At 69.5% G+C, this 18,344-nt stretch carries 17 protein-coding genes; 13 read left to right on the forward strand and 4 right to left on the reverse strand.

The window, feature by feature from the left end; genetic code table 11:
- Positions 1–172 precede the first annotated feature (172 nt).
- The 4 genes from ACFQ9K_RS40845 (at position 173) to ACFQ9K_RS40860 (ending at position 5,171) form a co-directional block, all read left to right on the forward strand.
- Positions 173–2,014, forward strand: coding sequence for a putative bifunctional diguanylate cyclase/phosphodiesterase (locus tag ACFQ9K_RS40845; protein WP_378716029.1), 1,842 nt, complete (start codon positions 173–175; stop codon positions 2,012–2,014).
- Positions 2,011–3,021 carry a GAF domain-containing protein gene (locus ACFQ9K_RS40850; RefSeq protein WP_378715996.1) on the forward strand — a complete coding sequence of 337 codons (1,011 nt, stop codon included), beginning with the start codon at positions 2,011–2,013 and terminating at the stop codon, positions 3,019–3,021. The genes ACFQ9K_RS40845 and ACFQ9K_RS40850 overlap by 4 nt, the downstream gene beginning before the upstream one ends.
- Before the next feature lie 91 nt (positions 3,022–3,112).
- Positions 3,113–4,240, forward strand: a complete 1,128-nt coding sequence (locus ACFQ9K_RS40855; RefSeq protein WP_378715997.1) for a glycosyltransferase — start codon at positions 3,113–3,115, stop codon at positions 4,238–4,240.
- A gap of 106 nt (positions 4,241–4,346) precedes the next feature.
- Positions 4,347–5,171 carry an SDR family oxidoreductase gene (locus ACFQ9K_RS40860; protein WP_378715999.1) on the forward strand — a complete coding sequence of 275 codons (825 nt, stop codon included), beginning with the start codon at positions 4,347–4,349 and terminating at the stop codon, positions 5,169–5,171.
- Here the strand turns inward: ACFQ9K_RS40860 and soxR are convergent.
- On the reverse strand, positions 5,140–5,625 hold the full coding sequence (soxR, locus tag ACFQ9K_RS40865) for a redox-sensitive transcriptional activator SoxR (RefSeq protein ID WP_150402090.1): 486 nt from the start codon (positions 5,623–5,625) through the stop codon (positions 5,140–5,142). The two genes, ACFQ9K_RS40860 and soxR, sit on opposite strands and share 32 nt — an antisense overlap.
- A 172-nt stretch (positions 5,626–5,797) precedes the next feature.
- On the opposite strand from soxR, the gene arcA reads away from it, so the two are divergent.
- Together arcA and ACFQ9K_RS40875 are read left to right on the forward strand one after the other, a co-directional pair.
- Positions 5,798–7,096, forward strand: coding sequence for an arginine deiminase (gene arcA, locus ACFQ9K_RS40870; protein ID WP_378716002.1), 1,299 nt, complete (start codon positions 5,798–5,800; stop codon positions 7,094–7,096).
- Positions 7,097–7,103: 7 nt separating this feature from the next.
- A complete protein-coding gene (locus ACFQ9K_RS40875; RefSeq protein ID WP_378716031.1) occupies positions 7,104–7,463 on the forward strand; it encodes a GntR family transcriptional regulator in 360 nt (119 codons plus the stop codon).
- Here ACFQ9K_RS40875 and ACFQ9K_RS40880 read toward each other — a convergent pair.
- Positions 7,460–9,082, reverse strand: coding sequence for a dolichyl-phosphate-mannose--protein mannosyltransferase (locus tag ACFQ9K_RS40880; protein ID WP_378716004.1), 1,623 nt, complete (start codon positions 9,080–9,082; stop codon positions 7,460–7,462). The genes ACFQ9K_RS40875 and ACFQ9K_RS40880 overlap by 4 nt on opposite strands.
- 142 nt (positions 9,083–9,224) lie before the next feature.
- Between ACFQ9K_RS40880 and rsmI the strand changes: the two genes are divergently transcribed.
- The 3 genes from rsmI (at position 9,225) to ACFQ9K_RS40895 (ending at position 11,952) form a co-directional block, all read left to right on the forward strand.
- Positions 9,225–10,085 (forward strand): 16S rRNA (cytidine(1402)-2'-O)-methyltransferase, encoded by an 861-nt coding sequence (gene rsmI / locus ACFQ9K_RS40885; RefSeq protein ID WP_378716006.1) that lies wholly within the window; start codon positions 9,225–9,227, stop codon positions 10,083–10,085.
- A gap of 190 nt (positions 10,086–10,275) precedes the next feature.
- On the forward strand, positions 10,276–11,154 hold the full coding sequence (locus ACFQ9K_RS40890; RefSeq protein ID WP_378716008.1) for an SMP-30/gluconolactonase/LRE family protein: 879 nt from the start codon (positions 10,276–10,278) through the stop codon (positions 11,152–11,154).
- 45 nt (positions 11,155–11,199) lie between these two features.
- Entirely contained in the window at positions 11,200–11,952 is a 753-nt protein-coding gene (locus tag ACFQ9K_RS40895) for an isocitrate lyase/phosphoenolpyruvate mutase family protein (protein WP_378716011.1), read from the forward strand.
- 67 nt (positions 11,953–12,019) lie between these two features.
- Here the strand turns inward: ACFQ9K_RS40895 and ACFQ9K_RS40900 are convergent, their stop codons facing one another.
- Together ACFQ9K_RS40900 and metG are read right to left on the reverse strand one after the other, a co-directional pair.
- The gene (locus ACFQ9K_RS40900) at positions 12,020–12,688 is read right to left on the reverse strand and encodes a TetR/AcrR family transcriptional regulator (RefSeq protein WP_378716013.1); all 669 of its coding nucleotides are present in this window, start codon (positions 12,686–12,688) and stop codon (positions 12,020–12,022) included.
- Positions 12,689–12,794: 106 nt separating this feature from the next.
- Positions 12,795–14,393, reverse strand: a complete 1,599-nt coding sequence (gene metG / locus ACFQ9K_RS40905; protein ID WP_378716014.1) for a methionine--tRNA ligase — start codon at positions 14,391–14,393, stop codon at positions 12,795–12,797.
- Between the two features lie 47 nt (positions 14,394–14,440).
- Between metG and ACFQ9K_RS40910 the strand changes: the two genes are divergently transcribed.
- The 4 genes from ACFQ9K_RS40910 to ACFQ9K_RS40925 form a co-directional block, all read left to right on the forward strand.
- On the forward strand, positions 14,441–15,268 hold the full coding sequence (locus ACFQ9K_RS40910; protein WP_378716016.1) for a TatD family hydrolase: 828 nt from the start codon (positions 14,441–14,443) through the stop codon (positions 15,266–15,268).
- Between the two features lie 191 nt (positions 15,269–15,459).
- Positions 15,460–16,587, forward strand: a complete 1,128-nt coding sequence (locus ACFQ9K_RS40915) for a transglycosylase family protein (RefSeq protein ID WP_378716018.1) — start codon at positions 15,460–15,462, stop codon at positions 16,585–16,587.
- Positions 16,588–16,803: 216 nt separating this feature from the next.
- The gene (locus tag ACFQ9K_RS40920; RefSeq protein WP_378716020.1) at positions 16,804–17,970 is read left to right on the forward strand and encodes an alpha/beta fold hydrolase; all 1,167 of its coding nucleotides are present in this window, start codon (positions 16,804–16,806) and stop codon (positions 17,968–17,970) included.
- Between the two features lie 136 nt (positions 17,971–18,106).
- Positions 18,107–18,344, forward strand: a 238-nt coding sequence (locus tag ACFQ9K_RS40925) for an rRNA adenine N-6-methyltransferase family protein (RefSeq protein WP_378984387.1), incomplete at its 3' end; no start/stop codon positions are given.

Raw genomic sequence — 18,344 nt, forward strand, 5'->3', positions numbered from 1 at the left:
CTGCTCTCAACACCTGGGCATGAGACCATGGCGTTGGTGCCATGCCTGTGCGACTCGGCCGCTGCCCGGGGTCGTGGCCGGCGGCTCCGCAGCCGTAGGCCGATGCCTGGCGTGGACACCCGTGGATAGCGTGATCGGAGACAAGGTGCCTCGGCGGACGCTCGACTCATTGGTGACTCAGGTCGCCTCCGAGCTGATGGGTGTCGACGCCACGACCATGGCCGAGGCAACCGAACGGGTGCTGGCCCAACTGGTCGAATACTTCGATGTCGACTTCAGTTATGTGCGCCACACCGACCGGGAGCGCCGCGCGTCGCTGCTCATCGCGGAATGGCCGCACCGTCCGCAGGTGCCCGATCCGGATCCGCTCGAGGTCGTCTACTTCGAGGGCGCCGATCCGGTGTTCCGCGCGTTCGAGCACGCGACCGAGCCGATGATCGCCCGCCCCACCCCGGAGTTCGCCGGCTACCAGGAGACGATGCGCCGCGCCTCCGGCATCCCGGTCGTCACCACCGCCGCGGTGCCGCTGCTCTCCCGCGGCGAGTCGACTGGGGTGCTCGGCTTCATCAAGACCGGCGACCGGCAGTGGAGCACCCGCGAGCTCAACGTGCTCAAGGCGATCGCCGCGCTGTTCGCCCAGTTGCAGGCGCGGGTGGTCGCCGAGGAACGGCTGCGCTACATCGCGCTGCACGACGACCTCACCGGGCTGGCCAACCGGCGGGCATTGCTCGAGCACATGGACGAGCGGCTGAAACCGGGCAGCCCCGGCCCGGTGGCGGCGTTCTTCCTCGACCTCGATCGGCTCAAGGCGCTCAACGATTTTCTCGGGCACACGGCCGGCGACAACTTCATCCGCACGCTGTCCTCGCGGCTGCGCGAGCATCTCGATCCGGACGACATGATCGCCCGCCTCGGCGGCGACGAGTTCGTCATCGTGCCGGCCAAGCCGATGGACGCGGTCGCGGCCGAGGAGGAGGGCACCCGGATCCAGCAGCTCATCGGCCGCCGGGTCACCGTCGGCGGGGAATCGGTGAGCCGGGCGGCCAGCATCGGCGTCGCCGTCGGCATTCCCGGCGAGACCACCGTCGCCGACGTGCTGCGCCGCGCCGACCACGCGCTGCTCTCGGCCAAATCGGGCGGCGGCAACGGCGTCGCCGTGTTCACCGACGCCATGCGCGCTCAGTTCGAACTGCAGGACGACGTCGAGCTCAACCTGCGCGGCGCGGTATCCGACGGCTCGCTGCTGCTGCACTACCAGCCGGAGGTCGACCTGCGCACCGGCCGGATCGTCGCGCTGGAGGCGCTGGTCCGCTGGCTGCATCCGACCAGAGGGCTGCTGCCGCCCGCCGCGTTCGTCACCGTGGCCGAGGCGACCAACCTGGCCGGCGAGCTCGGGCGCTGGGTGATCAGATCGGCCTGCGCGCAGTTCGCCGAATGGCGCAGACGCGGGCTGGCCGCGAATGTGGTGATGCGGATCAATGTTTCGCCGGTGCAGCTGGTCAGCCTCGACTTCGTCGAACGGATCGAGGACATCCTGCGGCTGTTCGGCATCGACGGCAGCTCGATCTGCCTGGAGATCACCGAGCACGTGGTCGTGCAGGATCTGGCTCGCACCCAGGTGACGTTGCGCGGGCTCAAGCGGATGGGCGTGCAGATCGCGATCGACGATTTCGGCACCGGCTACAGCTCGCTGTCGCACCTGAAGGCGCTCCCGGTCGACGCGGTGAAGATCGACCGCGGCTTCGTGCAGCGCCTCGGCGCCAGTACCGACGATCTCGCCATCGTGAAATCCATTATCGGGCTTGCCGGTTCGTTCGGTCTCGGGGTGGTCGGCGAGGGGGTCGAGACCGCGGTCGCCGCGCGCACCCTGGTCGGCCTCGGTTGCTATCGGGCCCAAGGCTTTTTGATCGCCCGGCCGATGCCCGCCGACGAGGTGGAGGCGCATCTGGCGGTGGGGCGCATCCCGCTGGATCTCGATCTGCCCAGGGCGAGCCGCGGTACTGCGGGGATATGACCGCTGGTCGCGGGGCCGAAGGTCAACCGCCCGAACGGGATTGGTTGCTGATCGAGACCCTGGGCCGGACACCCGACGGTACGGTCGCCGAGCCGACCCTGGTGGCCGACGGGGCGAAGGTCAAGGACTGGGCGAGCCTGGTGCGGGTCCGCCGGGATCTGCACGCCGCCGCGCCACTTCGGATCGCCGAGGTGGTGCAGAACTGCGTCGCGACCGGGGAGTCGGCGACCCATCGCGAGACCGGGCTCGTCGTGCTCGGGGTGCCCGTCTTGTGCGCGTTCGACGAGGTGCACGGCGTGCAGGTGTGGGTGGCCGCCGCCGACGTGCCCCCGCCGCCGCGTCCGCGCGCCGGTGCGTGGGACTGGCAGGCCGAGACCGAATTGGCCCATCACGGACCGGGTTTGGAGGAGATGATCTTCGCCAGGGCGCCCGCGGAGGTGCGGGTGATCCGGACGCCGCCGGAAGCGTTCGGGCGCATGGTGCGCTTCGACGGGCGCATCGACTACTTCGAGATGGTGGCCGCGTTCGAGGGCAGGCACCAGAGCCAGGTGGACATGCTCGGCGACGACGGCGTCGTGCGCTGCTTCCAGATGGTGACCAGCGCCGATCCGGTCGCCCGCCGGATCAGGGCGGTGATGCGCGAATGCGCCGGCGCGGCACCGGCCCGGCCCGACGTGGACATGGCCATGGTGCGCGCGGTGTCGCAGCGGATCGACGACGGCGTCGGCTTCGTCGGGCTGCACTCCGGACTCATCTACGAGTGGACCCGCACCCCGGCCCCGCCGCTGGATCGCTGGGCCGTCGAGCGCCCGACGCTGCATCCCGAGGACCTCGACGGTTTCCGGTCCGCCTGCGCCGATCTGCTGGCGCCCGCGGCCACGGCCGAACGACTGCGGTTTCGCGTGCGCTTCGCCGATACCGGTTGGATCCCGGTGGGCGCCGAGCTGTCCCCGGTGCCCGCCGACCGCGGCCACGGGCTGATCCGGGTGTGGCCGGAAGCGCCCTGAAAAGCGGGTTCGCCGGGTCTTTCACGGCTGTTCATGTCGAGTTGGGCGCACCGGTCCCGAAGATAACCCGACTGGCTGCACCATCTGCGAGGTGCGCATAGTTCAGCTTGCGAACTTCTACGGCCCGCGTTCGGGTGGGTTGCGCACTGCCTTGCATCATCTCGGCGAGGGGTACGTGGCGGCCGGGCACGACGTGGTGCTCATCGTGCCGGGCGCGCGCCGTTCGGAAGAGCTCCTGCCGACCGGTGTCGTTCGAATAACCCTGCCCGCCTTGGCCATTCCGTGGACCGGCGGCTATCGCGCGGCCGACCCGCGGCGCGTGGCCGACGTGCTCACCGGGCTGCGCCCGGACGTGCTCGAGGTCTCCGACCGGCTGACCCTGCGCGGCTTCGGCCGCTGGGCCCGCCGCCGCGACGTGGCCGGGGTGATGATCTCGCACGAACGGCTGGATCGGCTGCTCGGCCAGTTCATGCCCGGTCCGGCGGCCCGGCGCTGCGCCGACGTGGCGAACGGCCGCACCGCCGCCGATTACGACATCGTGGTCTGCACCACCGAATTCGCGCGGGAGGAGTTCCTCCGGATCGACGCGCCGAACGTCGAGCTGGTGCCGCTCGGCGTCGACCTGGACCTGTTCAGCCCGCACCGGCGCGACGGCAGGCTGCGCGCCGACCTCGGGGCGCCGGGGCATCCGCTGCTCGTGCATTGCGGCAGGTTATCGGTGGAGAAGCGGGTGGAGCGCAGCATCGAGGCGGTCGCGGCGCTGCGGAAGGCGGGCACCGAGGTTCGGCTGGTCGTCGCCGGAGACGGTCCGCGTCGCGAGGCGTTGGAGCGCCGGGCGCGCGCACTGCCCGCGCTGGGCAACGGGGTGCCCGCCGTGCACTTCACCGGCTTCATCTCCGAACGCGCGATGGTAGCGAAACTGCTTGCCACCGCCGATGTTTCGCTGGCTCCCGGACCGCACGAGACGTTCGGCCTCGCCGCGCTGGAGGCGCTCGCGGCGGGCACCCCGGTGGTGGCCAGCCGCTCCTCGGCCCTGAAAGACATCGTGACCGCCGAGTGCGGCGCGGTTGCCGAGGACCGTGGCTCGGCGTTCGCGCAGGCCGTCACCGATGTGCTCGCCCTGCCGACGGCCGGCCGCAGGCGGGCCGCGCGCAGCCGCGCCGAGCAATACACCTGGCCGCGAGCGGTCGCCGGAATGCTCGCAGTACTGGGCCGCTGAGCGTTGCCCAAGTACCCTGCGGTGAGCCGATTCGAGCAATTCGAGATGGGGATGCGCAGTGCGAGGTAACGGGCGACCGGGCCGCAATACAGTGCGAGACGCGAAGGTGCTGATCACAGGCGCGGCCAGCGGCATAGGCCGGGCCACCGCGGTGGCCACCGCGAAGGCGGGCGGGCAGCTGGTGCTCACCGACATCAATGCCGCGGGGCTGGACGAGACGGTGGCCGACATCCGCCGCGACGGCGGCGTGGTGCTGGTCGCGCAGGCCTTCGACATCACCGACTACGACGCCGTCACCGCGTTCGCCGAGAAGGTGCACGACGCGCACGGCAGCCTCGACGTCGTGATGAACGTCGCGGGCACCTCGGCCTGGGGCACGGTGGAGAACCTGGAGCACAAGCACTGGCGGCGGATGGTCGAGGTCAACCTGATGGGCCCGATCCACGTGATCGAGAACTTCGTGCCGCCGATGGTGCGCGCGGGCAAGGGCGGGTCCCTGGTCAACGTCTCCTCGGCGGCCGGGCTGCTCGCGCTGCCCTGGCACGCGGCCTACAGCGCGAGCAAGTACGGCATCCGCGGCGTGTCCGAGGTGCTGCGGTTCGACCTGGACCAGCACGGCATCTCGGTGCACCTGGTGGTGCCCGGCGCGGTGGACACCCCGCTGGTGCACAGCGTCGAGCTGGTCGGCGTCGACCGGGAGGCGCCGAAGATCCAGCGGCTCACCCAGTCGTTCACCAAGCACGCCGTGTCGCCGGAGCACGTGGCGTCCGCGATCCTGCGTGGCGTCACCCGTAACCGGTTCCTGATCTACACGTCCTTCGACATCCGGTTCGGCTACTGGTGGGCGCGAAAGTTCGCGCTGCCCTACGAGATCGTGATGCGGCGCGCCTCGGCTCGGTTCAGCCGGTTGCTGGCCGCGCAGAACAGTTGAGCTGCACGTCGAGCACGCGCGCGCCGGGACCTTCGGTGCCGAGCCGGTCGTGTTCGTTGACCAATTTGCAGCTGCCGAGCGACAGGCAGCCGCAGCCGATGCAGCCGGTCAGGTTGTCGCGCAACCGAATCAGCTGAGTGATGCGGTCGTCGAGGTCCGCACGCCAGGTGGTGGACAGCGTCTCCCAGTCGCGGCGGGTGGGGTTGCGGCCTTCCGGCAGCTGATCGAGGGCGTCGCGAATCTCGCTGAGCGGGATGCCGACCCGCTGCGAGATCCGGATGAAGGCGACTCGCCGTAACGTCTCGCGCGCGTATCTGCGTTGGTTACCGCTGGTCCGGCGGCTGCTGATGAGTCCTTCGCGTTCGTAGAAATGCAACGCGGAAACCGCTACTCCACTACGCTCGGAAAGCTGCCCGGGGGTCAGCTCCTTCGCTCGCCAATCGGCTGTCGACATGCACGCTCCTCCATTCCCCTCAACAATACTTGAGGTTAGGGTGAGCTGGGGCGGAAACGGACCGCTTCGGCAAGTCGCCGGAGCGGCCAGGCGAGCGACCTCACACACGGCAAGACGGCAACGAAGGCTCGAATTACGTGCTCTCGAGGCCGCGGCGAACTACGGTCTGAGCATGGGAGCAGACGCTGTGCCCGCGCGGCACGGAGAGGAATCGGACGCGGACGGGCTGGACCCCGACAGTCCGGGCACGCGGTTGACGGTGACCTCCGAGGTCGGCACGCTGCGTACGGTGCTGCTGCACCGGCCGGGTGACGAACTGCGCAGGCTCACCCCGCGCAACAACGATCAGCTGCTGTTCGACGGCATTCCCTGGGTCGAGCGGGCGCAACAGGAGCACGACGCGTTCACCGGGGTGCTGCGCGAGCGCGGCGTCGAGGTGCTGCTGCTGGCCGACCTGCTCGCCGAGACCCTAGCGGTCAGCGGCGCGGCTCGGATCCAGGGCATTTCCGCCGCGGTGGACGCGCGCAGGCTCGGGCATTCGCTGGCCGATCAGCTCGCCGCGTTCCTGCGCGGCGTGCGGGCCAGGGACCTGGCCAACATCCTGATGGCCGGCATGACCTTCGACGAGCTGCCGTTCGGGCCGGATGCCACCTCGCTGGTGCGGCGGATGCACCACGGCGCGGATTTCGTCATCGATCCGCTGCCCAATCTGCTGTTCACCAGGGATTCCTCGTTCTGGATCGGGCCGAGGGTGGCGATCACCTCGTTGGCGCTGCCCGCCCGGATCCGGGAGACCTCGCTCACCGACCTGATCTACGCCTTCCATCCGCGGTTCCTCGGGGTGCGCCGGGCCTACGAATCGCATACCGCGCCGATCGAGGGCGGCGATGTGCTGCTGCTCGCGCCCGGCGTGGTCGCGGTCGGCGTCGGCGAGCGCACCTCGCCCGCGGGTGCGGAAGCGTTGGCGCGCAGCCTGTTCGACGACGATCTCGCGCACACCGTGCTGGTCGTCCCGATCGCGCAGAACCGGGCGACCATGCACCTGGACACCGTCTGCACGATGGTCGACAGCGACGCGCTGGTGATGTATCCGGCGGTGCGGGATTCGTTGTGCGCGTTCACCATCGAACGCGAGGACGACTACAGCGCGCGCGACGGCGACGGCCGGGTGGCGATGAGCGGACCCGATCCGTTCCTGGTCGCCGCGGCCAAGGCGATGGGCATCGACAAGCTCCGGGTGATCGACACCGGGCTGGACGGCGTCACCGCCGAACGCGAGCAGTGGGACGACGGCAACAACACGCTGGCGCTGGCGCCCGGCGTGGTCGCGGCCTACGAGCGCAACGAGATGACCAACGCGCGCCTGGAAGACGCCGGCATCGAGGTGCTGCGCATTCCCGGCTCCGAATTGGGTTCCGGTCGAGGCGGACCCCGGTGCCTGTCCTGTCCACTCTCCCGGGATGAGTTGTGATCCAGTCATGTTCAACATCACCGTGTCGCACGAATCGACCGTCCCACCCTACGAGCAGCTACGCATGGGGATCATCGCCAAGGTGCGCTCCGGCGAGCTGACCGCGGGCACGAAGATCCCCACCGTGCGCGCGCTCGCCGCGCAACTCGGCCTCGCCCCCAACACGGTGGCCCGCGCCTATCGCGAGCTGGAGGCCGACGGCGTGGTCGAAACCCGGGGCAGGCAGGGCTCTTTCATCGCCTCCTCGGGCGACCCGACGCGCGATGTCGCGGGTCGCGCCGCCACGGCCTACGTCGCCACGGTCCGTCGTCTCGGACTCGACGACGCGGCGGCCATGCGTTATGTCAAAGCGGCGCTGGAGGGTTAGCGCCAGCTGGGCAGCCAGAGGTGGTCGTGCCAGTTGCCCGGCGTGATCGGCAGCGCGGTGAGAATCGGCCAGAGCCAGATGAAGTTGGCGATCACCAGGGCGAGATAGAGGCAGACCGCGAGCAGGCCGAGGGCGTGGCGTTCGTCCGGCGAGACCGGTAGATAGGTGCCGACGGGGCTGCGCGGCACGGCTGTTCGCCGGGCCGGGCCGAGAATGTCACCCAGCACCAGCGCCATGCCCATCACCAGGAACGGCGCGAGCGCGACGGCATAGAAGTAGTACATCTGCCGATCGAGGGTCAGGAACCAGGGCAGCAGGGCCGCGCCGTAACCGACCAGCACCGCGGCGTAGCGCCAGTCCCGGCGAACCACGCTGCGCCACAACATCCAGGCGATCACCGGGAAGGCGAGCCACCAGATCGCCGGGGTGCCGATCAACATGACGGCCTTGACGCATTGCGTCTGGCCGCAGCCGCTCACGCCGTTGTCGGCGTAGTAGTAGAGCATCGGTCGCAGACCCATCGGCCAGGTCCACGGCTTGGACTCCCACGGGTGGTGGTTGCCCGCCGAATTGGTCAAGCCCTCATGGAATTCCAGCGCCCTGGCGCTGAAATACCACAGCGAGCGCAAGGCATCGGGGACCCAGCTGAAGTATCCGCCGGTGCCGATCGGGTCGGTCGGGGCGGACGGGTTGCCGACCATGTACCGATCGATGCCGGTTTCGCTGGCGAACCAGGCCCAGTACGTGGCGAGATACACCCCGAGCGGAATGAGCACCAGGGCGTACAGCGCGGGCCCGACATCGCGGATCCCGGTGCCGAACCACGGATTGCGCACCCCGTACGCCCGCCGCGCCGCCACGTCGAAACAGACGCTGAGCAGGCCGAAGGCGACGATGAAGTACACCCCGGACCATTTTGTCCCGCAGGCCAATCCGAGCAGGATGCCGGCGCCGAACCGCCACCAGCGCACCCCTAGTCGCGGACCCCACGGCGTTTCGTCGATCCGGCCTTCCGCGTCGGCGCGCGCCATTCTGGCCCGTACCTCGTCGCGGTCGACGATCAGGCAGCCGAAGGCCGCGGTGGCGAAGAACGCCAGGAAGATGTCGAGCATGCCGATGCGGGAGGAGACGAAGGTGGTGCCGTCGGCGATCAGCAGGATGCCCGCGATCGCGCCGATCAACGTCGACCTGGCCAGGCGCCGCACGATCCGGATCACCAGCAGGATCAGGATGGTGCCCGCCATCGCGGAGGCGAACCGCCAGCCCCAGCCGTTGTAGCCGAACATCGCCTCGCCGATCGCGATGAGCTGCTTGCCGACCGGCGGGTGCACCACCAACCCGTAGCCGGGGTTGTCCTCCACCCCGCCGCCGTTGAGCATCTGCCAGCCCTGCGGCGCGTAGTGCTTCTCGTCGAACACCGGGGTGCCCGCGTCGGTCGGGTAGTTGAGCATGGTGAACCGCGTCACCGCGGCGATCGCGGTCAGGAACGCGGTGACCAGCCAGCCGCGCAGCGTGTCGGTCGGTCCGAAATCTGGGGCCGGCCGCCGCGGCGCGGGGCTCGACCAGGAGGGCACGGCCCCGAACGGAGCGTTTGCGCGCTGGTCGGTCACCTGTGTCACGTACCGATCGTATGCTGTGCGGCCCGCGAGGTCCCGCAGCGGTGAGCCGTCGATCGCGCCACGGCCGGAGGTTCGCGCCGCCTCGCATGTCTTAGGCTGCGAAGGTTCGGCGGGCGTCGGGCGTGGTCGAGACAGGAGTGCGGTGACGGACGAGGCGACAGGGCCGGGCAGGCTGGTGCTCGCGGCGACGCCGATGGGCGACATCGGGGACGCCTCGCAGCGGCTGCGCGACGCGCTCGGCTCGGCCGACATCGTCGCGGCCGAGGACACGCGGCGGACCAAGTCGCTGGCCAAATCGCTGGGGGTGGAGATCACCGGACGGGTGGTCAGCTTCTACGACCACGTGGAGATCGCGCGGATTCCGGCGCTGCTCGGCGATATCGAGGCCGGGCGCACGGTGCTGCTGGTCACGGACGCGGGCATGCCGTCGGTCAGCGACCCGGGCTATCGGCTGGTCGCGGCCTGTGCCGAGCGAAATCTTCCGGTGACCTGCCTGCCGGGACCGTCCGCGGTCACCACGGCGCTCGCCCTGTCCGCGATTCCGGTGGAACGGTTCTGCTTCGACGGTTTCGCGCCGCGCAAGGGCGGGCAGCGCCGGGAGTGGTTGCGCACGTTGGCCACCGAGCCGCGTGCCTGCGTCTTCTTCGAGGCGCCGCACCGGCTCGCCGACTGCCTGGCCGACGCGGTCACCGTGCTCGGCCCGGATCGCCGCGCCGCCGTCTGCCGCGAGCTGACCAAGACCTACGAGGAGGTGATCCGCGGCACCCTCGCCGAGGTCGCCGCCTGGGCCGTCGACGGCGCCCGCGGCGAGATCACCGTCGTGCTCGAAGGCGCGCAACCCGAATCCGCCGACCCGGCCGACCTGGTCGAGGCGGTAGAGGCGCTGACCGCCCAGGGTGTCCGGCTGAAGGACGCGTGCGCGCAGATCGCCGGCGCGCACGGCGCCTCCCGCAACGAGCTGTACGACGCGGTGCTGGTCGCCCGCCGCGACGGCGAGGACTGAACCCACGCCGTTCGGTTTGTGCGGCCGGACAGGGTGCCGAGCGAGATCTGGGCACGTGCACAGGGGTCTGCGGTTTCGCGAACTTCGCGCTCGGCTGCCGATATCTTGAGCGCAGTTGCGAGGGGAGAACATTCGGATGGCGACTCACCGTGTCTCAGTCAAAAGCGTGCTGGCCGTAGGTATTGCGCTCATGTTGAGCTCCGGTGCCGGAGAGGTCCATGCGCAGGAGGCATCCGATGCGCAGTGCGCTCAGTGGGCCGCGTCGCCCGTGGCGTCCGGTTTCGGCGTGCTGGAGAACCTGGCGTTCGACGGACACGGCGGCCTGCTGCTGTCCGAGGTGCCCGCCTCCGGCAGTGGGGGAGCGGTGTACCGGCTCGGTGCGGACGGAGCACGAGAAGTGCTGGCCCAGGCCAGTTCTCCGGGCGGCATCGTGGTAACCGGCGACACGGCGTACTTCACCACCGGTGGCTCACTGAGCAGCGGGTTGTCCGGGCGGCCCGACGGCACGATCGAGGCGCTGGACCTCACCCGGCGCACCGTCGCGACCGTGGTCTCCGGCCTCACCGCACCGAACGGCTTGGCGCAGTTGCCCGATGGCAGTTTCGTGGTCAGCCGTGATCTGGGCGCACCGGCCACCCTGACCCGGATCGCCGGGAACGGCTCCGGCGCAACGACCTTCGCCGCCGAGCTGACCTCGACGAATGGCCTCGCCTACGCGGCGGCTCGGCGGAAGTTGTTCGTATCCACCACCTTCGACCCGATCACCACCCTCGCCGCGATCGACATCGATCATCCGGACACCGCACCCGCGCGGATCACCCTCCCCGGCTTCGGTCCGCTCAACGCGGCCGACGATCTCACCGTCGGCCCCGACGGGGCCATCTATCTCGCGCTGAACGCCGCGGGCCGCGTCGTCCGCGTCGACCCGGACACCGCGAGTTCCTGTGTCATCGCCGACGGCATCCCGTTCGCCACTTCGGCCCGGTTCGGCGCGGGCCCCGGCTGGGATCCGCGCGCGCTCTACGTCACCAGCTTCACCGGCGCCGTCACCCGCCTGACCCAGCCCTGAGGGCGCGCCATGGTGCGCACCGCGACGACGCGGCATGATCGTCCTATGACCTCTCTGGAAAGCAAGGCCAAGGCCTTCCTCGCACTGCACCGCCCCGGCGATCCCGCCGTGCTGCCCACCGTGTGGGACGCGTGGTCGGCCAAGGTCGCGGTGGACGCCGGGTTCGCGGCACTGACCGTGGGCAGTCATCCGGTCGCCGACTCGATCGGCCGGGCGGACGGCGAAGGCATGACGTTCGCCGAGTTGCTCACCCGGGTCCGGCAGATCACCGAGGCCGTCGAGGTGCCGGTGTCGGTGGACATCGAGTCGGGTTACGGCCTCGAACCGGCCCAGCTGATCGAAGGACTGCTCGAGGTGGGCGCCGTCGGCCTCAATATCGAGGACACGGTGCACAGCGAGGGCCAGCGGCTCCGCAGCCCGCAGGAGCACGCCGACCTGGTGCACGGCCTGCGTCAGTTCGCCGATGCGGCCGGGGTGCACGTGGTGGTCAACGCCAGGACCGATCTGTTCCTGCGCCAGGACGGCGACGAGGCCGATCGGGTGGACCGCGCGATCGAGCGCCTCGGCCTGGCCGCCGCGGCGGGTGCCGACGTGCTGTTCCCGGCCGGCGCGCAGGACGACGCCGCGGTGCGCAGGCTGACCAGCGAACTGTCGCTGCCGATCAGCATGGTCGGGCTCCCGGACAAGTCCGACAAGGCGCTGCTCGCCGATCAGGGCGTGGCCCGGATCAGCTTCGGTCCGTTCTTGCAGCGCGCCCTCACCGCGGAGGTCGAACGCCTGCTCGGCCGCTGGAAGTAGCCGAGGCGACGGGCGATTCGCCGACGCGGGTCGTCCGTCGGGCGAATGCCGAAGCGGGAGAACGTATTCAGGCCGACAGGCCGAGCGTCTGGTTGACGAACTGGACGAACAGGGGCGCCAGGGTAGGGACGTGCGCCGGGCCGTCGGACACGATGACTCGGCGGGTGCGCTCGCCGATCGCGTCCGGGATCAGCGCGATCAGCTCGTCCGAAACCTCCGGCAGGCTCGGATCGGCTTGGCGCGCCTGGTCGTAGAAGTAGCGGTACAGCAGGGCGAAGCGGTCGACGGCCAGGTCGCGGTAGTCGACCGCGGCCTGGTTCACCTTGAACGATTCGACGAGGATCAGGCGGGCGAAATCCGGTTCGGTGGCGACGGTTTCGCAAAACGTGCCGACGATCGACTCGATCATGGCCGGCACCCCGGCGGCCGGCGCGAGCTGTGCCAGCTCCTCGGTGATCCGGGTCTCCACGATGTCCACGCCGGTGCGCACCGCCTCGACGAAACACTCCTCCTTGTTCGCGAAGTGCTCATAGAAGGTGCTGCGCGAAACCCGTGCGCGGGCAACGATATCGGTGAGCGTGGTGGCGGAATACCCGGCGCTGTCCACGCATTGGACCATCGCCTCGATGAGCCGCCCGCGCTGCGAGGCCAGCACGGCATCACGCGCCGCCCGATGCCGATCGGCGAAGCTGTTCTGCGGCACGGGTGTCGAGTCGGTCGCCTGTTGTCGGCGCATGGGTGCTCTCCCTGTTCGGCGAACATGAGTATTCGTAACCCAGCATTATGCGACTGCGCGCCAGGGGATTACGCGTCGGTGCCCATGTTCGCCGATCCGGGCGGGGTCAGTCCTTGGGCTCGATGTACTTGGGGTACACCGGTTCCGGTGCGGGCAGCGCCACACCCGGCACGATCGGCGTCGCGATATCGGCGAACGTGCGTTCCTGCTGACCGAGCTGATCGAGGATCTTGCTCGCCGAGGCGGGCATCACCGGCTGCACCAGGATGGCGACGATGCGCAGCACCTCGAGCGTCACGTACAGCACCGTCGCCTCGCGGGCCAGATCCTCCGGCGTGCCGGACTTGGCCAGCGCCCACGGCGCCTGCGCGGAGAAGTACCTGTTCGTCTCGCCGAGGGTCAGCCAGATCGCCTCCAGCGCGAGATGCATTTGCTGCGCGTCGAATTCGGCGCGGCAGCGGTCGAGCAGCCCGTTGGCCAGGTCCAGCAGCTTGCGGTCCGCGTCGGTGAACTCGCCCGGCGTCGGCACCACGCCACCGCAGTCGCGCGCGACCAGCTTGGTGCTGCGCTGGACCAGGTTGCCGAACTCGTTGGCCAGGTCGGAGTTGATCCGGCCGACGATCGCGTCGTGGCTGTAGCTGCCGTCCTGCCCGTAGGAGATCTCGCGCAGCAGGAAGAAGCGCACCGCGTCGACGCCGTAGGTCTCGACCAGCTCCAGCGGGTCGACCACGTTGCCGACCGACTTGGACATCTTCTCGCCCTTGTTGTACAGGAACCCGTGCACGAACACGCGTTTCGGCACCTCGACGCCCACCGACAGCAGGAACGCCGGCCAGTACACGGTGTGGAACCTGGTGATGTCCTTGCCGATGATGTGCACGTCGGCGGGCCAGAACCGCTGGAACGCGGCCGATTCCAGGTCCGGGTAACCGACGCCGGTGATGTAGTTGGTGAGCGCGTCCACCCACACGTACATCACGTGCTCGGGATGGCCCGGCACCGGTACGCCCCAGTCGAAGGTGGTGCGCGAGATGGACAGATCCTTCAGCCCGGCCTTGACGTAGCTGACGATTTCATTGCGCCGCGTTGCGGGCGCGATGAATTCGGGGTGCTCCTCGTACAGCGCGAGCAGCCTGTCCTGGTAGGCGGAGAGCCGGAAGAAGAAGTTCGATTCCTCGGTCCAGGTGACCGGGGTCTTCGACTCGGTGGAGATCCGGCTGCCGTCCTCCAGCAGCGTGGTCTCCTCCTCGGTGTAGAAGGCCTCGTCGCGCACCGAGTACCAGCCGGAGTAGTTGCCGAGATAGATGTCGCCGTTGGCCAGCATCCGCTCCCACAGCGCGACGCAGGCCGCCAGGTGGTCCTCGTCGGTGGTCCGGATGAACCGGTCGTAGGAGATATCCAGCGTCTTGTCCAGCGCCTCGAACACGTCCGAGTTGCGGCTGGCCAGCTCCTCCACCGGGACGCCCGCGGCCACGGCCGCCTGCTGCATCTTCTGACCGTGCTCGTCGGTGCCCGTCATGAAGAAGACGTCGAACCCGTCGAGCCGCTTGAACCGGGCGATGGCGTCGGCCGAGATGTACTCGTACGCATGCCCGATGTGCGGCGCACCGTTCGGGTAGGCGATGGCCGTGGTGATATAGAAGGCGGGGCGGTCAGCTGCGCTCATGGTGTGTCTACTGTAATGGCCGTGGTTTCCTTCACTCACGCGAATATCCCCGGCGCTGGTTCCCCCGTGTCCCGCGGCGGTTTTCGATGAGTAGCAAGCGCCCCGCGCCGCCCCTGCCCGAGCCGCTCGCCCCGATCATCGACGCGCACACGCATCTCGATGCCTGCGGCGCGACGGACGCGGCGTCCACCGCGGTTATCGTCGACCGCGCCGCGTCGGTGGGTGTCGGCCAGGTGGTCACCGTGGCCGACGACCTCGCCGCCGCGCAGTGGGCCGTGCGGGCCGCGCACTGGGACTTCCGCGTCTACGCCGCCGTCGCGCTGCACCCGACCCGGGCCAACGCGCTGAACGACGCCGCGAAGGCGGAACTGGAACGCCTCGGCGCCGACCCGCGCGTGGTCGCGATCGGCGAGACCGGCCTGGACTACTACTGGCCGGGCAAGCTCGACGGCTGCGCCGATATCGAGACCCAGATCGAGGGCTTTCGCTGGCACATCGACCTGGCGAAGCGGCTGCGCAAGCCGCTGATGATCCACAACCGCGAGGCCGACCACGATTTGCTGACCGTGCTGCTGGACGAGGGCGCACCGGAGACGGTGATCTTCCACTGCTTCTCCTCGGACACCACCATGGCGCTGGCCTGCGTGGCGGAGGGTTATGTGCTGAGTTTTTCCGGCACCGTGAGTTTCAAGAATGCGCACGAGTTGCGTGAGGCCGCGAAAGTCGTGCCGGACGAGCTGATTCTGGTCGAAACGGACGCGCCGTATTTGACCCCGCATCCATTCCGTGGTGCGCCCAATGAATCCTATTGCCTGCCGTACACCGTTCGCGCATTGGCGGAACTACGCGAACAGGACGCGGCCGAATTGGCGAAGATCACCACGGCGAACGCGCGCCGCGTGTACGGAATCTGACAAATCCGCTATTTCTCGGCAATCGGAGTACCCGTAAGGGGGCTGGATATGCCCGGTGTGTCTTAGGTCACATCGATAGGTATATATCGTGATCAACCTGCGGCAGCGATATCTGTTCGTGATATTGAAAGACCCAGCTGAAGCAAGTGAAGGTTGTCTACCCCCAAACCCCTCGTTATCGTACTGTGACCATGTCCCCATTCACGCGAATCAACCAGTCACGGTCGCCGCTGCTGTACGCGGCGGTGGGTGCGCTGTTGATGACGTTGATCGTCGGCGCGGGCCTGGCGATCGTGAACCGCAAGACGGTGACCGTGGTGGTCGACGGCGAGAAGCGGGTCGAGACCACGATGTCGCTCGATGTCCGCGGCGTCCTGCGGGCCGCGGGCTTCGCCGTGACCGAGCGCGACCGGGTCGCCCCCGCGCTGGCCGCGAAGATCGGCGACGGCGCGACCATCACGCTCAACCGTGCGCGTGAGGTCCAGCTGATGGTCGACGGCCAGGCGCGCAAGGTGTGGACCACCGGGCTCACCGCTGGCGAGGCGCTCGAGCAGCTGAGCCTGCCCAAGGAGGTGTACGTCTCGCCCAAGCGGGACGAGAAGCTGCCGCTGGAGGGCGCCGCGCTCGAGGTCGCGACGCCACGATCGGTCTCGCTGCTGGACGGCATCGGCGCCCCCGTCGACGTGCGGCTTGCCGCGCCGACGGTCGGCGAGTTCCTCGCGGTCGCGGGCATTCCGCTGATCGAGCAGGACACCGTCGAGCCCGCCGCGTCCACCCCGCTCACCGACGGTGTGCGAATCACGGTGACCCGCAAGCGAACCGAGAACCGGACCGAGACGCTGCCGCTCGACCCGCCAGAGCACGTGATCGAAGACCCGGAAATGAACATGAGCCGCTCGGTGGTGGAGACCCAGGGTGCACCCGGGGTGCAGGACGTCACCTTCGCGGTCACCATGGTCAACGGCACCGAGGTGGACCGCAAGCCGATCGCCTCGACCGTCACCGTGACCGCGCAGCCGAAGACCGTGCGCAAGGGCGCGAAGCCGGGCACCGAGGTGCCGCCGGTGCGCGACGGCGCGACCTGGGACGCGCTGGCCCGCTGTGAATCCACCGGCAACTGGAACATCAACAACGGCAACGGCTACTACGGCGGCATCCAATTCGACCAGGGCACCTGGGAACGCCAGGGCGGGCTGAAGTACGCCCCCCGCGCCGACCTGGCCACCCGCGAAGAGCAGATCGCCATCGCCGAGATCACCCGCGCCCGCCAGGGGTGGGGCGCCTGGCCCGCCTGCACCAGCCGCCTCGGCATCAGCTGACCGCCGCCGCACGCCTTCTGACCTCCCGCACCTGAAATTGCCTGCGATTTTCGGTGCGGTGCGGCAGAAGGCGTGCGGCGGCCGTGGTTTTACCGGCTGCCCCCTCGGCGTTGCATGGGATTCGCTGTGTCGTCACGGTGAGCTGGCAGTATTCCGCTGATCTGTACACTCGTCCAGGTTTGTGACGGTGTGGGTCGGGTCAGTGAGGTGTGGTCGATGAGGGTTGTTCAGGGGTTCAGGCGCGCGGTGGCCGTGGCCACGTTGTCGGCCAGTGCCGCGTTGTTCGTGAACGTCGGGCCCGCGCAGGCGGAAACTCCGGGGTCGCTGATCTCGATCTCGGCCCAGCCCGACGGCTGGCACGGGGTATCGGGCGGTTCGGTGCTCGAGTACTGGATGCGCGGCTCGGACGGTACGCCGCGACCGGCCAGCGGCGCGCTGTTCGTCCCGAGGGGCACCCCGCCCGCCGGCGGCTGGCCGGTCATCGCCTACGACCACGGCACCAGCGGACTCGGCGCGGGCTGCGGCGGCCAGTCCGCTCCGGAAAGCCATCCCTACCAGCAGATTCGGTCCAAAGAGGACCAGCTGATCCAGGGCCTGCTGGCCCAGGGCTTCGCCGTGGTCGCCCCCGACTACCTCGGACTCGGCCGCTTCGACACCGGGCCGCACCCGTATCTGGAGATCGCCACCGAGGCGACCGCCACCATCGATCTGCTGCGCGCCGCCCGCGCCACCAACCCCGACCTGTCGCGCACCTGGGCCGTGCTCGGGGTGTCGCAGGGCGGCCAGGCCGCGCTCGGCACCGGCCACCGCCAGGCGATCGACGCGCCCGACCTCGACTTCCGCGGCACCATCGCGATCGACCCCGAATCGGACGTGGAGAAGATCCTGCCGCTGGCGGGGCCGATCATCCCCACGATCCCCGGCAACGACGGCGCGCTGAGCTTCTTCGTCAGCATCCTGGCCGGCCTGCGCGCGGCCCGCCCCGACGTCCAGGTCGACCAGTACCTCACCCCGCAGGGCCGTGCGGTCCTGGACAGCGTCGGCACGCTGTGCCTGGACGGCATCATCGACCGCGTGCACGGCCTCGGCGTCGGCGACCTGCTCGCCCGGCCGCTCGGCCAGGAACCCATCCGCTCGGCCCTCGATCAGTACCTCACCGTGCCGACCTCCGGCTACGACGCGCCGATCCTGTTGCTGCTCAACGTCACCGACACCACGGTCCCGTCCCCGCTGCACGCCGCGCTCGCCGCGCAGTTCGCCACCAACGGCGTCGACTTCCGGACGGTCACCGGCACCGGCAAACACACCCAGCTCAACGCCCCGATGCAGGCGGCCATCGACGACTTCCTGAACCGCATCAAGGCCACCCCGCTCCAGCGGTAGCCGTCGCGCACACCTTCGCCCGTCGCGCCCGCAATCGCCGGCTGTTCCTCGCGGCACACCGAAAGCGCGCGGCGAGCCGGGTGCGCGGCCGGAGACGTCGCGCGGCGCCGAGCCGGCGGGTTGATAGGTTCTTCAGGTGTCCGAACCTGAAGTTGCCGCTCGTGGGAGTGCCGCGTTGCTCGGGCCCGCCGAAGTGCGGGTGCTGGCCGAGCGGCTCGGCGTGCGACCGACCAAGCAGCTCGGGCAGAACTTCGTGCACGACGCGAACACGGTGCGGCGGATCGTCGCGGCGGCCGGGGTCGGGCGCGACGACGTGGTGCTCGAGGTGGGGCCGGGCCTCGGTTCGCTGACGCTGGCGCTGCTCGACGTGGTGG

The sequence above is a fragment of the Nocardia sp. NPDC056564 genome (assembly GCF_042793755.1).
Classification (GTDB): Bacteria; Actinomycetota; Actinomycetes; order Mycobacteriales; family Mycobacteriaceae; genus Nocardia.